17 protein-coding genes are annotated in these 14830 nt (G+C 44.4%); 5 read left to right on the top strand and 12 right to left on the bottom strand.

Features of this window, described 5'->3' with window-relative positions:
• Positions 1-2 precede the first annotated feature (2 nt).
• The 5 genes from LSG34_RS09830 to LSG34_RS09810 form a co-directional block, all read right to left on the bottom strand.
• Positions 3-227: a bacterioferritin-associated ferredoxin gene (locus LSG34_RS09830; protein ID WP_233008913.1), complete on the bottom strand. Its 225-nt coding sequence runs from the start codon at positions 225-227 to the stop codon at positions 3-5.
• A gap of 152 nt (positions 228-379) precedes the next feature.
• A complete protein-coding gene (locus tag LSG34_RS09825) occupies positions 380-772 on the bottom strand; it encodes a DUF2750 domain-containing protein (RefSeq protein ID WP_233008912.1) in 393 nt (130 codons plus the stop codon).
• Between the two features lie 87 nt (positions 773-859).
• Positions 860-1768 (bottom strand): peptidylprolyl isomerase, encoded by a 909-nt coding sequence (locus LSG34_RS09820; RefSeq protein WP_233008911.1) that lies wholly within the window; start codon positions 1766-1768, stop codon positions 860-862.
• A gap of 19 nt (positions 1769-1787) precedes the next feature.
• Positions 1788-2222, bottom strand: a complete 435-nt coding sequence (locus LSG34_RS09815) for a YqaA family protein (protein ID WP_233008910.1) — start codon at positions 2220-2222, stop codon at positions 1788-1790.
• Positions 2222-2641 (bottom strand): MAPEG family protein, encoded by a 420-nt coding sequence (locus LSG34_RS09810; protein ID WP_233008909.1) that lies wholly within the window; start codon positions 2639-2641, stop codon positions 2222-2224. The genes LSG34_RS09815 and LSG34_RS09810 overlap by 1 nt, the downstream gene beginning before the upstream one ends.
• Before the next feature lie 198 nt (positions 2642-2839).
• Here LSG34_RS09810 and LSG34_RS09805 point away from each other — a divergent pair, with 198 nt between their 5' ends.
• From LSG34_RS09805 to rfbA, 5 genes are all read left to right on the top strand, one after another.
• On the top strand, positions 2840-3421 hold the full coding sequence (locus tag LSG34_RS09805) for a thymidine kinase (RefSeq protein WP_233008908.1): 582 nt from the start codon (positions 2840-2842) through the stop codon (positions 3419-3421).
• Between the two features lie 12 nt (positions 3422-3433).
• Positions 3434-4444, top strand: coding sequence for an MJ1255/VC2487 family glycosyltransferase (locus tag LSG34_RS09800; RefSeq protein WP_233008907.1), 1011 nt, complete (start codon positions 3434-3436; stop codon positions 4442-4444).
• Positions 4445-4561: 117 nt separating this feature from the next.
• Positions 4562-6178, top strand: a complete 1617-nt coding sequence (locus tag LSG34_RS09795) for a response regulator (protein ID WP_332909087.1) — start codon at positions 4562-4564, stop codon at positions 6176-6178.
• Positions 6179-6249: 71 nt separating this feature from the next.
• Positions 6250-7314, top strand: a complete 1065-nt coding sequence (gene rfbB, locus LSG34_RS09790) for a dTDP-glucose 4,6-dehydratase (RefSeq protein ID WP_233008905.1) — start codon at positions 6250-6252, stop codon at positions 7312-7314.
• Positions 7314-8210: a glucose-1-phosphate thymidylyltransferase RfbA gene (gene rfbA / locus LSG34_RS09785; RefSeq protein ID WP_233008989.1), complete on the top strand. Its 897-nt coding sequence runs from the start codon at positions 7314-7316 to the stop codon at positions 8208-8210. Before rfbB ends, rfbA begins: the two co-directional genes overlap by 1 nt.
• Here the strand turns inward: rfbA and galE are convergent.
• From galE to LSG34_RS09750, 7 genes are all read right to left on the bottom strand, one after another.
• On the bottom strand, positions 8194-9207 hold the full coding sequence (gene galE / locus LSG34_RS09780) for a UDP-glucose 4-epimerase GalE (protein ID WP_233008904.1): 1014 nt from the start codon (positions 9205-9207) through the stop codon (positions 8194-8196). The two genes, rfbA and galE, sit on opposite strands and share 17 nt — an antisense overlap.
• Positions 9204-10103, bottom strand: a complete 900-nt coding sequence (gene rfbD / locus LSG34_RS09775) for a dTDP-4-dehydrorhamnose reductase (protein WP_233008903.1) — start codon at positions 10101-10103, stop codon at positions 9204-9206. The genes galE and rfbD overlap by 4 nt, the downstream gene beginning before the upstream one ends.
• A 22-nt stretch (positions 10104-10125) precedes the next feature.
• The gene (gene rfbC / locus LSG34_RS09770) at positions 10126-10668 is read right to left on the bottom strand and encodes a dTDP-4-dehydrorhamnose 3,5-epimerase (protein ID WP_233008902.1); all 543 of its coding nucleotides are present in this window, start codon (positions 10666-10668) and stop codon (positions 10126-10128) included.
• 63 nt (positions 10669-10731) lie between these two features.
• Positions 10732-12825, bottom strand: coding sequence for a YjbH domain-containing protein (locus LSG34_RS09765; RefSeq protein WP_233008901.1), 2094 nt, complete (start codon positions 12823-12825; stop codon positions 10732-10734).
• Complete coding sequence (locus LSG34_RS09760; RefSeq protein ID WP_233008988.1) at positions 12822-13544, bottom strand: capsule biosynthesis GfcC family protein; 723 nt, start codon at positions 13542-13544, stop codon at positions 12822-12824. The genes LSG34_RS09765 and LSG34_RS09760 overlap by 4 nt, the downstream gene beginning before the upstream one ends.
• A gap of 35 nt (positions 13545-13579) precedes the next feature.
• Positions 13580-14326, bottom strand: coding sequence for a YjbF family lipoprotein (locus tag LSG34_RS09755; protein ID WP_233008900.1), 747 nt, complete (start codon positions 14324-14326; stop codon positions 13580-13582).
• Positions 14327-14337: 11 nt separating this feature from the next.
• The gene (locus LSG34_RS09750) at positions 14338-14757 is read right to left on the bottom strand and encodes a hypothetical protein (protein ID WP_233008899.1); all 420 of its coding nucleotides are present in this window, start codon (positions 14755-14757) and stop codon (positions 14338-14340) included.
• Between the last annotated feature and the right edge of the window lie 73 nt (positions 14758-14830).

Genomic DNA, 14830 nt, shown 5'->3' with positions numbered 1-14830 from the left:
AATTAAGCAGCAGGGCGAGTGTTATTGATCATCAACACCGGGATAGGTTGTTGTGACGCATATTTAGATAAAGCAGCGTCAAGAATATCGCTGGCCTGACAGACACATTTGCCACATTGAGTGCCTACACCCAAAGTTTGTTTCAGCTCACGCATAGAACAAGCGCCCGCTTCGACCTGTTGGCGAATGGCTTTATCTGTGACTGCTTTACAAAGACAAACGTACATAAATGCACCTGCGTATTGAACTGCGGGCATCATAATCTAATCAAGAATTGTTATCAATAGCTTCAAGGAGAAAATCTTAGCCATAAAAATGGGGTCAGATCACATTGTTAATCGAACTGTTAACAATGTGATCTGACCCCAATTTAAAACTGTTATTCGTTGTCTTGTGTCGCTTCAATCAGAGTTTCAGAAAACTCTTCAGGGCCAATCACCACGCCAGGTTCAGCTGCGTGTGGGAACACAGCGATAGCTAACTCGTCGCCGTCTAAACCGCTGGTCCACTTGTCTAACCAGGTCGCGATGTCAACAGCTTGAGCCTGACACTGAGCCCAGTCACCGTTGATCCACAGTTCTGCTAATTCAGCATGTGGCCATACCGGGATGCAACGCTCTTCATCAGCATCAACCAATACAAAACCTTCTTCATCCACCAGGATCCAGATCTTTTCCAGATCGGCCACGGCCTGAATGAAGTAGTCATAACGCTGTTCAGCGTCCAATAAACTGAGTTTGTTTAAATCGTCAGCTGTTAATTCGTAGTTCATTGCTATCCCCTCGGAGCGCCACAGAAAAGGCGCACATAATGACTGAAAAGGCCGTCATCGACCAGTAAATTTTGTGTTTTACAGGCTTTATACAGGTTTTACCTCACGCACCGGCACCTGCGGATAACAAACATCCATATTGCCGTTGCCTTTGTGCTGATAAAACACATGGGTACGGGAACGACGCTCGGCCAGAGACTGCGAAAACTCAGAACTGGTGGTGCTGAGCCATTCCAGCTGTAACTGTCTGTCTGGTGCTAAATCTGTGCCTAAACGAGCTTGTTTAATTACAGTGCGTGCCGCTGCAGAACCTATCACGCCGCCATCTGCAGTGTCACCGCGGCGAATACGATTGATGGCATATTGCCCCCAAATCACTTTACCAAAGGCTGACATATTTTTATCCAGATGACGTGTCGCCTGCCCCATCATAATAGCTATGTCTGCCACCCCGGTATCAGGTTCATTGGCACGGGCCATATTCACCACACCAGGGCAATGCACCAGCCATTCCTGATTTTGCTCACGCGCTACCGCAAAGCCCTGATTAAAGCCGGTTTCTTCTGCTAACAAATCAGGACGCTGCACTAAAAGATAAGGATCGCCGCTTCGAACAGGCCAGCTGAACTCTGCTTTCATCGGTGTTAACTTGGCTCTGGTGCCCCACTCATGTTCAGGTACACCAAACTGAGCGACAAAACCTTCAATCACCCGATAAAAAGTGACACCATCATAAAAGCCGGCTTTCACCAGCTGTTTAACCCGTTTTACATGTTCAGGTGCAAACTGAGGAGCCAATAAAATCACAATACGGCCCTGATCGGTTTCCAGATAAAGCAAATTATCCTGTGGCAGCAGTTGCCAGGAAGAATCTGCCGCCGCAGCGGGAGCAGCAGCCGTTGAGGTTGCAGGTAGTGGTGTAGCAGGACTTTGTTGCGCTAAGGCAACCCCAAAGCCTAAAGACACAACCAGAGCACAAAGAGATAAAGCCTTCATCAGATCTCCAAAATTCAGTTCAAACCGCAGGCATCAGGCCAATAATCACACCATAACGCAAAGCTTTGCCTAATCCTACCAACAGCACAAACCAAAGCAAAGGAACCTTCAGCACACCGGCCACTAAGGTCAGCGGATCACCAATAACCGGCAACCATGCCAACAATAACGAAGGCAATCCCCAGCGCTGAAACTGACCGCTGGCTTGTTCTATTTGCTGTGGTTTAAACATAAACCAGCTTTTGTGTTGAAACAAAAGCAGTTGTCGGCCCAAATACCAGTTCAGCACAGAACCTGCGGTATTAAATACCGTAGCTATGCCCCACAACACCAGCACCGGATAGCCTTGAGTTAATAAGCCAATCAGCACCAGCTCTGAGCCAAAAGGCAGCAAGGTGGCAGAGATAAAAGCGCTGAAGGCCAGACTCAGATAAGGCCAGAGGAACTCCGTCATCAGGCGAGCAAATACGCCATGCTTAACCGTAGCCAGAACAGCAGTAACATCAAGGCACCAAATACATAAGCAGCAAAACGCAGACGCACATGGTTAGCGCCTGCATGTACATAAGCATGAGCCAGACGGCTGATAACAAACAACCAGCCTAAAATCACCAGGCTCAAATCAACCACTGCAAACTGCATTGCAAAAGCCACTGCAAATAAATACAACATAGGCAATTGGAACTGATTATCAAAATTACGGCTGGCGGTGATCACCTGCTCGTTCGCACCTGTTAAGTCCATTAGTCTGAATGCTTTAAAAGGTAACTCACGATTTTTCGCCGCTTTAAAACGACGTTTGCCCATCAATACCATCATCACAAGGGTTAACACCACCTGCACTAACACAGTTCCAAACAACAACTTATCCATTTTATCCCCTTAAATTCAAACGCTTAAAATGGGGTCAGATCACATTGTTAACTGTTAACAATGTGATCTGACCCCATTTTTATGTCGGTAGGCAGTGTACGTCAATTGTCTTCTTACTGTCATCTTCCGACGTTAGGCTACGCCAGACTAATGCTTTTGGTTATACTGCGGCGGACTTTTTAAAACGAGACCACGCAGATGGCGCAATTGTATTTTTATTATTCAGCGATGAACGCAGGCAAATCGACCTCTTTACTGCAAAGTGCATACAACTATCAGGAAAGGGGCATGACAGTGGCGCTGTTTACCGCCGCTATCGATGACAGATTTGGTGTAGGTAAAATCAGTTCACGAATTGGTTTGTCGATGGATGCGCAGATTTTTGACGGCAACTTTGACTTTATCGACGCCTGCAAAACGCTGAAACAACAAGGTGCTTTGGACTGTGTGTTAATCGATGAAGCACAGTTTTTATCCAAAGCTCAGGTCAAACAGCTGACTTATGTAGTGGACGATCTGAACGTGCCTGTATTGGCTTTTGGCCTTAGAACCGACTTTTTAGGTGAAACCTTTGCTGGTAGCCAGGCTTTGCTGGCATGGGCAGATAAGTTAGTAGAATTAAAGACGGTCTGTCATTGTGGCCGTAAAGCAAACTTTGTGGTGCGGCTGGACGAAAACGGCCATGCAGCCACCACTGGCAGTCAGGTGCAGATAGGCGGTAATAATCAATATATCTCCATGTGCCGCGTCCACTTTAAAGCGCTGGTCTGGAGGGACTAAAGGAGTCATTTGATGCGGGTTTTGTATGGTGTGCAGGCAACAGGCAATGGACATATCAGCAGAGCCCGCGCTATGGGCAAGTACCTTCAGGCCGAAGGCATAGCAGTCGACTTCTTATTCTCAGGCCGTCCGGCCAACCAACTCTTTGATATGCAGCAGTTTGGCGATTATCAGGTTAAAACCGGCCTGACCTTTGTCACAGAACAAGGCCAGATCAGTTACCCAAAAACTGCACTGCGCGCCAAACCTCTGGAGCTATGGCGTGATATCCGTCAACTGGACTGCTCAGCTTATGATTTAGTCTTAACCGACTTCGAACCTATAACCGCCTGGGCGGCACGTATGCAGAAAAAGCGCTCTGTTGCTTTTGGTCATCAGTACGCTTTTTTACACCAAATACCTCAAACCCACTCCACACCACTGAGTCGCAACATCTTTAAATTTTTTGCGCCAGGGCAACAACAAATCGGCTTGCATTGGCATCATTTTAATCAACCTATTTTGCCGCCTATTGTCGATTTAGAGCCTGCTATAAATACTGCGGATCCCAATAAAGTATTGGTGTATCTGCCATTTGAAGATCAGCACAAAGTGCTGCAGTGGCTACAACCTTTAACTCAGTACCAGTTTTATCTGTATGGACCAGGCCTGAGTAAAAGCCAGCACGGCCATATTCAATGCTCTGGCCCTTGTGTCGATGAGTTTAAGCGCGACTTACACCAGGCCCATGCGGTGATCAGCAACGCAGGTTTTGAGCTGGTCAGCGAAGCGCTGCAGCTGCAAAAACGCATCTTAGTCAAAGCATTGCAAGGCCAGATGGAACAGCAGTCCAATGCTCTGGCGCTGACCCAATTACAATTGGGTCAAAGCACTGACACTTTGAATACAGCTGTGATCAAAGAGTGGTTAGCGTCGCAGCCGCAGAACAAGCAGGTGCAGTACGCTAATGTGGCCCAGGCTTTAGCCAAATGGATCCGCGCGGGCGCTTGTCCAACCGAATTACAACAATTGAATTTATGGTAAAGCTTCAGCTTTAGGATTTTAGGTCCGATGATCGCAAAATTAAGTTACATATTCTTATTCCCGGTCTGGCTGGCTGTTGTGGTAGGCTAGCGGCTGTTGGCGTGAGAGTTGAGTTCAGTGGTATCTAAGCGAGCATTTTACCGGTCTAAAAAAGTTCTGGTCATCGAAGATTACGAACAAGTCATAGCGTACATGAAAAGCATGTTGGCGCTGATTGGTTTCGACCAGGTGGTAGTAGCCCGTAATGCAGAAACCGCTATGTCCGCCTGCCGCAGAACCGACTTCGACTTTATTTTATGCGACTACAACTTAGGTGTTGGCCGCGACGGTTATCAGCTGTTTGAAGCCTTAAAAGCCGAACACTGCCTGAAACACAGCTGCTGCTTTATTGTGGTCAGCGGCGAGCGCCACCGCCAGTCTGTTTATGGCATGATTGAATTCCTGCCCGACGATTATCTGCTCAAGCCTTTTAGTTACGCTGAACTGGAGCGCCGCATTGGTCGGGCTTTCCAGGTGAAACGCGCCTTAAAGTACGCTTATCAGATGATTGCAGAAGAAAACTATCCTGAAGCTATTCAGGCCTGCGATGTCGCCTTAGAACAATATCCGGTGCATCACACCTACACCCAACGCCTCAAAGGCGAACTCTTAGTCAAAGTAGGCCGCTATAAAGAGGCTGAAGCCTTATACAGCGAAGTTTTAGCTATTCGGGAGTTACCCTGGGCCAAACTGGGTATAGCTGTCGCAAAAGGCTATCAGGAGCAGGATACAGAAGCTGAAGGCATGTTGATTGAGCTTGTCGATCAGCCTGAAACTAAAATTGAAGCACTCGACTGGCTGACCCGTTTGTATTTAAGCCAAAACCGTGCTGAAGACGCCTTTAATACAGTGCGGGTTGTGGCCGATGCTTCACCAAAAAACTACCTGCGCCAACACGTTTTAGCCAATTTAGCCGTGATCAACAACCAACCTGATTTAGCAGTACGGGTGCACAGCAAACTACTTGAAGCGGCAAAGTATTCTATCTACGACACAGCAGACAATATGCTGAACTACGCCCGCGCTATGATCCAAAATGCCCAGGGGTTATCAGTCCGGGATAAACGCACAGTGCTTGGCAAAGTAGATTACTTCCTGAAAGATGTAAAAAAACGTTTTAATCCTGCCACTTACGAGCACGACAAACTGGTGATCGAAGCCCGGGTTGCAGTACTGGAAGGCAAAACCGAAAAAGCCAAACGCCTGCTGCAGGAAAGTGAAGAGTTAAGTTTAGGCAAAACTTTGTCCCCTTCGGCTTTACTCGACAGGGCCAGAGCTTATTTTGAAAGCGGCAACCTGGCGATGAGCGACCACTACATGGGTAGTTTAAACACTCTTTCGCAAAGCGCCGATTTGTATAACAAAGCGCTGAATATGATGTTTTTATCCGAGCAGGATAAATACAGCAGCAAAAGATCCACCATGATGGCCAGTCACAATGCCGGGATGGAAGCCTACAGCCTGGGCCAATACTCCGAGGCCATCAACTACTTTATCGAAGCACAGAAAACCATGCCGGCCAACGCCAGCATCGCAATGAACTTACTGCAAGCCATCAGCCAGCGCGGCCGTTTAAACGAAGATTTAATCTACCTCGCCCATAAATGCATGAACGTAATAGACGAAGCAGAACTCGCCAAAGATCAACGCAAAAGATATCAGTTCATCAAAGAGCAAATTCAGCAGATGTTGTGATAGGGTTCTTTTCTTCATAACCCTCACTATATAATGATACTTTCCGTATATTTAATGCATACAGGTAACAAATGAGAATTCTGGTCACTGGTGGCGCAGGTTTTATTGGCTCAAACTTAATCAGGTTATTACTGAGTCAGCCCGACACCCAAGTGGCCAATCTGGATAAACTTACCTACGCCGGGAACCTGGAATCATTGCTCGATATTCAGCAATCGAACAACTATCGTTTCTTTCATGCCGACATAACAGATAGCTCTCGTCTGAATGAGATTTTTGATCTATTCCAACCCCATGCTGTTATGCATCTGGCAGCTGAATCTCACGTCGACCGCTCAATTGATAACGCAGGCGCTTTTATCCAAACCAATATACAAGGCACTTTTCAGTTGCTGGAAACAAGCCTGCGGTACTGGAAAAGCTTAAGTCATCAAGCACAAAAGGCTTTCCGTTTTCTTCATGTATCAACAGATGAAGTTTTTGGTGATCTTGATGGTACCAAGGCAAAATTTAATGAAGACACAGCCTATGCCCCAAGCTCGCCCTATTCAGCTTCGAAGGCTGCCGCAGATCATTTAGTGCGCAGTTGGCATCGCACTTACGGTTTGCCAGTGTTAATTAGTAACTGTTCAAACAACTACGGTCCCTATCAGTTTCCAGAAAAACTAATACCACACATGTTTTTATCGGCTATCCAGGGAAAAAAGCTGCCCATTTATGGTGATGGTCTACAGATCCGCGACTGGCTGCATGTTGAGGATCATGTCAGAGCGTTATGGACAGTGCTACGACAAGGTCATATTGGTGAAACTTACCTGATTGGCGGCAATGCAGAAAAAACTAACCTGAGCGTAGTGCAAACTATCTGTACCCTGTTAGATCAATTACGCCCTTTACCTACAGGTAATTCCTATGCTCAACAAATCAGTTTTGTAGAAGACAGGCCAGGACACGACAGACGTTACGCTGTGGATACCACAAAGATTTCAAAACAACTACTGTGGCAACCTGTATACAGTTTTGAAAGCGGACTTCAGCAAACTCTGAACTGGTACTTGAGTAACCAGCAATGGTGGCAAAATATACTGTCTGGCAATTATCAGATTGAACGTCAAGGTCTTGCAGAGAATAAATGATGACTACATATAAAGGCATAGTGCTGGCTGGCGGTACTGGCACCAGGTTATATCCGCTGACATTATCTATGTCAAAACAGCTACTGCCTATCTACGATAAACCGATGATTTTTTATCCTATTTCTGTGCTGATGCTTGCTGGGATCCGTGAAATACTGATAGTAACAACAACTGAAAGTTTATCTGACTTTAAAAATCTACTCGGTACAGGTGAAGATTTTGGAGTCGAATTTACTTATGTAGTTCAGCAAAAACCTGAAGGTATAGCTCAGGCACTGATTCTGGCAGAGCCCTTCCTTGCAGGTGATCATTGCTGCCTGATATTAGGTGATAATATTTTTTATGGTCAAAACTTTATTGAACGTCTGAATCAGGCTACTAAAGTTGAACAAGGCTGCACTGTTTTTGCCTACCATGTCACAGATCCTGAACGTTTTGGCGTAGTGGAAATGGATGAAAACCAAAACGTCCTCAGTATCGAAGAAAAACCAGTTCACCCCAAATCTAACTATGCGCTCACTGGTTTGTATTTTTTCGATAACAGCTCTATCGCTATAGCTAAAAGCCTTACGCCATCAAAACGCGGCGAATTAGAAATTACCGATGTGATCCGACATTACCTTAGCACGCAGAACTTAAAGGTCAGTTCACTGGGCCGTGGATTTGCATGGCTTGATACAGGCACTTACGATTCGTTGCTTGATGCAGGCCAATTTGTGGAAACCGTAGAGAAACGCCAGGGTTTAAAAATTGCGTGTCTGGAGGAAATTGCATACAGAATGGGCTGGCTGAGCAAAGAGCAAATAGTGGCTCGTGCCAAACTGTTTAAGCAAAATGCTTATGGTAAATACCTGCTAGATACTGTGGGTTACCCCATTTTCAGTTGTAACCGTTAGGGTTGTTTTTCTGCCAGTTCCAGCTGTCGCGAACTATATCATCCAGTGTTTTTTCCGTTTGCCAGTTCAGTACCGCTTTTGCTTTAGATGGGTCGGCAAAATAACGAGCCACATCGCCAGGACGTCTGTCAGCGAACTGATAAGGCACTGCAACCTGATTCACCTCAGCAAAGCAGTTCACTATATCCAGCACTGATAAACCTTCTCCACTACCTAAGTTAAATGCATCAAACCCAGAGCCCGTAAACAAATGCTGTAATGCAGCTACATGGCCAGCAGCTAAATCTGTAACATGAATATAATCCCGCACACCTGTACCGTCAGGGGTTGGATAGTCCTTGCCAAAAATCTGTAATTGAGCTCGTTTTCCTACCGCTACTTGCGTAATAAAAGGCATCAGATTATTAGGAATACCATTTGGGTCTTCACCAATACGGCCATTTGCATCAGCACCCACAGGATTAAAATAACGCAATACAGCTATATTCCAACTGCTGTCTGAATGATGTAAGTCCTGCAACACCCACTCAGTCATCAGCTTGGACTGGCCATAAGGGTTCATCGCTACAGTAGGAGTAGTTTCCGGCAGCGGACTATTTTGTGCATCACCGTACACTGTTGCAGAAGAACTGAACACCAGGTTTTTCACCCCAAACTTAGCCATCACCTGACAAAGTTTGATGGTGCCACCTACGTTAGTTTCGTAATACCACAAAGGCTTTTGTGTCGACTCACCCACTGCTTTTAAACCAGCAAAATGCACTACTGCTTTCACAGGATATTGTTCAAATACGGCAGATAAAGCAGCGGTATCCAATACATCGCCTTCAATCTGAATAACAGACTTTCCGGCTAGCTGTTCTACCCGCTTTAACGACTCCGCGCTGGAGTTACTATAGTTATCAAAACTAATCACCTGCTCTCCTGCCATAAGCAAAGCCAACGCCGTATGACTGCCGATGTAACCTGCACCGCCAGTTAATAATACATAACTCATCGTGATTCCTTTTTATCTGTTGATACAAGCGAAAATAACTGTAAAGCCTGCAATAATTGCTGCTGCCATGCTACTTCGGGTAAAGACAATGATTTTCTCAATAAACTACTGTCCAGAGCACTAAAAGCAGGCCGCGCCGCAGGGCTATTAAATTGATCAGAATTCACGGCTACTAGTTCAGCTTTATGGCTAAGTAATCCAAGTTGTAAAGCTAAGGTTTGGATCTCTAAAGCAAACTCATACCGTGAACAATAACCAGAATCCGCCCAATGATAAACACCTGCCAAGACAGCTTTACTGCGGATAATTTGCCAAATAACCTTTGCTAAACTATCAGCCCAGCATGGAGACCCCATCTGATCCTGCACCACCTTTAGCTGTTCATTAGCCTGCATCAACTGCAGCATAGTTTTGACGAAATTAGAGCCATAAACAGAATACAACCAACTGGTACGAATAATCACGCTACGATCTGCGTATTCCTGCTGTAACCACTGCTCTGCCAATAGCTTGCTTTCACCGTAGTGGCTCAAAGGCAACACTGGATCTGTTTCTATATAAGGACTTTGCTTATTGCCATCAAATATATAGTCAGTGGATATATGCACCAATCGGCTTTGTGTTAAAGCGCAAAGCTGTTGTAACTGCTGAACCAGATAAAAATTACCTGCCATTGCCAGCTCTGGCTGCAATTCAGCCTGATCAACCTTATTGTAGGCCATAGCGTTAATCACCCAATCAGCCTTGAAATTTAGAAAGATATGGCTTAATTCAGCAAAAGATAAAACACTATACTCAGCGAAGCTCAGTACCTTGAGCCTTATTGATGCTGGCACTGTGAGTTGAAGTTCACAAGCAAGCTGGCCTGATTGTCCTAACAGCAGTACGTTCAGCATTAAATGTGATCTGACCCCATTTTCAAAATAAGTCGGCGCTGGCGAAAGATTGGGCTTTCGCGTCTTTGGCTGAAACTATAGGAGCTTGTTGCATAGGCCATTGGATGGCTAATTCTGGATCGTCCCATTTGATAGAACGCTCAGAAGCTGGGTCATAATACTGATCTGTTTTATAAGCCACTTCAGCGTAATCGCTTAAGGTTAAAAAGCCATGGGCAAAACCTGCAGGAATAAAAAGCTGTTGTTTCTTGTCGCTGCACAACTCCAAACCATACCAATGACCAAAACTGGCAGACTGCCGCCTTAAATCAACCACCACATCAAAAATACGACCCGTTAAAACCCGCACCAATTTGGCTTGCGGCTTCTCAAGTTGATAATGCAAGCCACGCAACACATGTTGTACAGAACCCGACTGCGACTCCTGTACAAACTCAAAATCACCTATAGAATCCTTTAATTCAGAACTGCGATTAACTTCAAAAAAGTAGCCACGCTCATCGGTAAATACTTTAGGTTGCAGCAGCAACAAGCCAGAAAGAGGTAAAGCTGTCGTCTGAATCATTATATTTTGTCCACAAAATTATAAAGCCACTCAAAGGAGTGGCTTTATTGTATCAGTCATAGCTTAACGCATAAAAGGCGAACGGGATTCTGTTAACGCATTTAAACTCACGGGTTTATTTAACATCTGCCCACCATCTCTGGCAATAGGGATCCATGGAATACGGCCACGGCCTGTTGCTGATTTAAGCGCGAATACATCAAAGGGAATAGAAACATAAAAACCTTTGGTAAAACTACCTTCGCCATATTCCTCTGACGACATATCAGTAATAGCGGCGTAAGCACCTACCACTATGCCGCTGTCAAAACGTTTGGCAAAATCTACAGTCACACCTTTATCTTTCGCCAGATATTGGCCAAAACTGGCAGTGATCATCGTGTCTTTTAACCATTGAGGAGTCCAATAAAAACTTAAATGGCCAGTCAGGGTTTTATAGTCAAAAAATGCAACGTCACTGTCATAGTCCCTTTGTTGCACGTAATTCATATCCAAGCCAATAGCTAAGGATGAATCTAGTGGTTTGTATAACACTTCACCACCTACGCCACCAAACATAGTTTCTAAATATCCCCCATAAGCTTGACCATACCAGCTATCAGTAATTTCATCTTTCCAAAGGCCATACAAATTTTCCATAGTCACATCACTACGGCTAACATATTCACGCACATAAGTGCGGACACGAGGTACGCTTGTACTCTCAGCATCAACTTTGAAGGTAAAGTCATCAAAGTTGGTTAGTAGGTTCACTTTTGCTGTAGTTTGCAGACTAAAGTTCGTATTAAACTGATAACCACCGCCTAACAGCAAACCGCCTTGGTACATATAAAACTTTTCTGGACTCCCAAAGGTTTGGATCCAAAATATGTCAGCGTTGTAACCAAAACCACTTTCATCACGCTCTACAGCCCACTGCTCATCACCTAATACAGGCTCAACTCTTTGGTAAGTTGTTTTTACATCAGCCTCCGGTGTTTCATAACGAGCCGCTTTTACAAACTGCTCTGCATTTACTGTAGTTTCAACCATAGGTAAATCCATGGCTTGAGTCACAATTCTGTAGGTCTTGATGGACTCTGGTAAATGGGTGGCGAGCACCCTACCAATTCGGTTCATTGCTACGTCTTCATCGCGGTAAGCAATTTGTGAGCCTCTTAAAATAATCTCGCTATCTTTTAATACATAGTTATTTACGACAAAACCAGCATTTAAATATAAATCCTGCCGAAGCTGTGCTTTGTCTAATACCTCTATAGACGCCACCCGTACATCAGGAATATCTTTGGCCGGAGGATCTAGTTTAATCTGCTTCAGATTATTAAAATCCAGTTTGTAATTCACGCCAAAACCAAAAGTATTACCACGCTGGTAGTTTAAATTTAGATCAAATGAATCGTTCAGCGCATAAACCGCACCTATATTAAAATCAGAATCCTGAATCAAAACCCCGGCTCTATCTTGTTGGTAATTATTGCCATCGTATTCCAGTTTCAGGCGCAACGGATGCCAAGGAGTCTGGTATTCCATACCGCCGTATAAAGCTGCAGGACCTTTAAAAAAACGCTGGTAATCAATTTTTCCACCTACGCCGCTAAAACCACCAGGTCTGTCACAAAAGCTGTCATTTAACTTACAAAATGGGTTGGTGATATTGCCTTTACGGCCCAGATAACCCCAACCTATACCTAAATGAAAATCAAAAGGGCCAATACGTTTACTGGCTACAATAGATTCACTTTCAAATAATCCTGTACCCCCAAAATCACGGAAACCTACGGATACATCCGGTAAAAACTCACTTTCGTTCCATAGTTTAAATTTAACATCTATGCCCTTGTCTTTGAGTGTTTGATCGCCACTAAAACCAGGATCATTGCTGTACAACTGCGTCCTAACATCGGAATATCTTACCGTAGTTTCCATCCAGGGGAATAACATCAAGGACGCCGACCAAAACCTGTATTCTTCGCTATCTTGATAATTCAGGCTAAAAGCACCGGCCTCATTCATTCGGGCCGTTGGCATCTGAATTAAACCTATACCACCATGATTGCCTTGCGAATAATTATTTGAGGCTGGAGAAAAGTATTCTTCAGCAGAAACTGCAGAGCATAGCAGCATGGAAAGCAAAACAGCTAAACAGGACTTCTTCATTGGGCAACAACCTTGTGCAGCAAAAGTTCTACAATTTGTTCGTTAATATTACTAAAAGAATCCGGCAAAAGCCGTTGTTCAAAAGGAACAAACAACAGAGTGCCTGGTAAAACTTCCTGATGTTTTTTGTTCCACAAACCAGTTTTTGCAATAAAAAACTCACCAGAAGCTGGCATAACATAAACAAAGGAGCTGCTGCCACCTTCCAGTAAAGAAATGCTATCAAGATAACTGTGCACAGAAACAGCGTTAAGCAATGACACTTTTTGCTTTGCTGCTAAACCTTCTATTTGTAACTCTGTGGGTCTTGATGTAACAACCAGTTTATATTGTCCTTCTGAAAGTAAAGGGTTAAGAGATTTTTTCGCCCTTACGCTATCAGGATCCAGCGGTAAATTCATATTGCCTGCTAACTCCCAACCAGCAATATTTTTTTCTAGCTTTTCTACACTGGTAGCCAAACCTGGCTCAGAGCTTTGCTGAAACTCTTGTTTAAGCAGAGCTAACTGATTAAGCAGTTGGGTACGTTGCTGTTCAAGCTTGAGCTTAGTTTCGACGTCTACTTTAAACAGCTTAGCCGCAGGCCAATATAATGAAGCTGAGGTGTTTAACTGTGAGACAACCAACCCCAATCTGGGTCGCTCAAAATAGCCTTGATAATTGCCTTGATGCTCAACAAGAACAACAGGTGTGGCGGCTTTTACAGCACTAAACCCCATAATTCCAACAGCAAGAGTAAAACTGCTTAAGCGGCTCATCTTAAACTTCCTTTTTTAATTACACCTAACAAACGACCTGCTGTACTAATATGAACCAGTTCAACTTCTGGCCAAAATGGAGCAATGGTTTGTTTACTTTTTAATAACCAACCACTATTTAAATCAAACCAAAACTGATTAATAGCGGTCTGCCCATTAGCAAAGGTAACCTGTTCTGTGACTAATTTGGTCTGAAAACGGTGTTCAAGTAAATCCAGGCTGGTCACTTCAGTAAACAAAATTTCATAACTTAGCTTGTGTCCTGATTCAGAATTGCCGGACCAGTCGCTTATACTTTGCCAGGTTTGCCCCGGCTGTATTTTTGCCATTTTTTGTTTTAATGGGTCAAGTGCAATATCAGACAAATACAGCAGGTTATTTTCGAATCCGGTCGTTTTTACTACACGGCCTTTTTCAAGCACCAACATAGCTTCATCAGCTGAAACCCACTTAAACTGGCTGTGCTCAATAAACGCTAAAACAAGAACTGCATTAGGCAGAGCTCCAACTTTTGCATACAACACATCACTTTCTCGCGCAGCAAGTTCAGCTTTAGTTAAACTTGCTCCATCACCCGGATTAAATGCCAGTTCCAGAGTCTGTGTATAAGTACGAAAAGTGCTTGAGCAACCAACTAAAGTTGTCAAAGCAAAAAATATAAAAAGCCGTATGAATTTATGCATAAGATCCATTTCAAGCGAAAGTATAGATAACAAAAAGCCGCCATTAGGCGGCTTTTTCAAAGTGCAATCAATTAACGCAGTGTTGGTGCGTAAGTGAAAGTCACAGGAACAGATACAGTTGATGTATTAGTGCCGGTACCAGAAACTGTTACTGTCGAGCTTGTGCCAACGCAAACAGAGCCAACTAACGGATCATCGCCTTCACACTGTAAAGTTTGTGTAGGTTGGCAAGTACCGTTTACCAAAGTTTGGCCTGTAGGGCAATTTACTGGAGAATCGCTACGGTTGTTAGAAACAACAGCAGCTAATACACCTGCAGCAATAGCACCAGCTACGATAGTACCAGTAGCGATACCACCAATAGCACCTAAGCCTGAACCAGCAGCTGAAGCACCTGAACCAGCACCAGCAGAACCAGTTTCTTCACCCTGAGCCATTACAGCACCAGAAACCACTAACATAGCGGCCATTAATACGCTTAATTTTTTCATCACATCATCCCTTTAAAAAAAGTCCCCTAAGAATAGAGGTTTTTCGTACAACCGACAAGCATTTTTTGTCGGT

The organism is Rheinheimera faecalis (assembly GCF_021290965.1).
Lineage (GTDB): Bacteria > Pseudomonadota > Gammaproteobacteria > Enterobacterales > Alteromonadaceae > Pararheinheimera > Pararheinheimera faecalis.
Note: the sequence above shows the minus strand (reverse complement) of the source record. Positions and strands in the feature narration are given on the sequence as shown.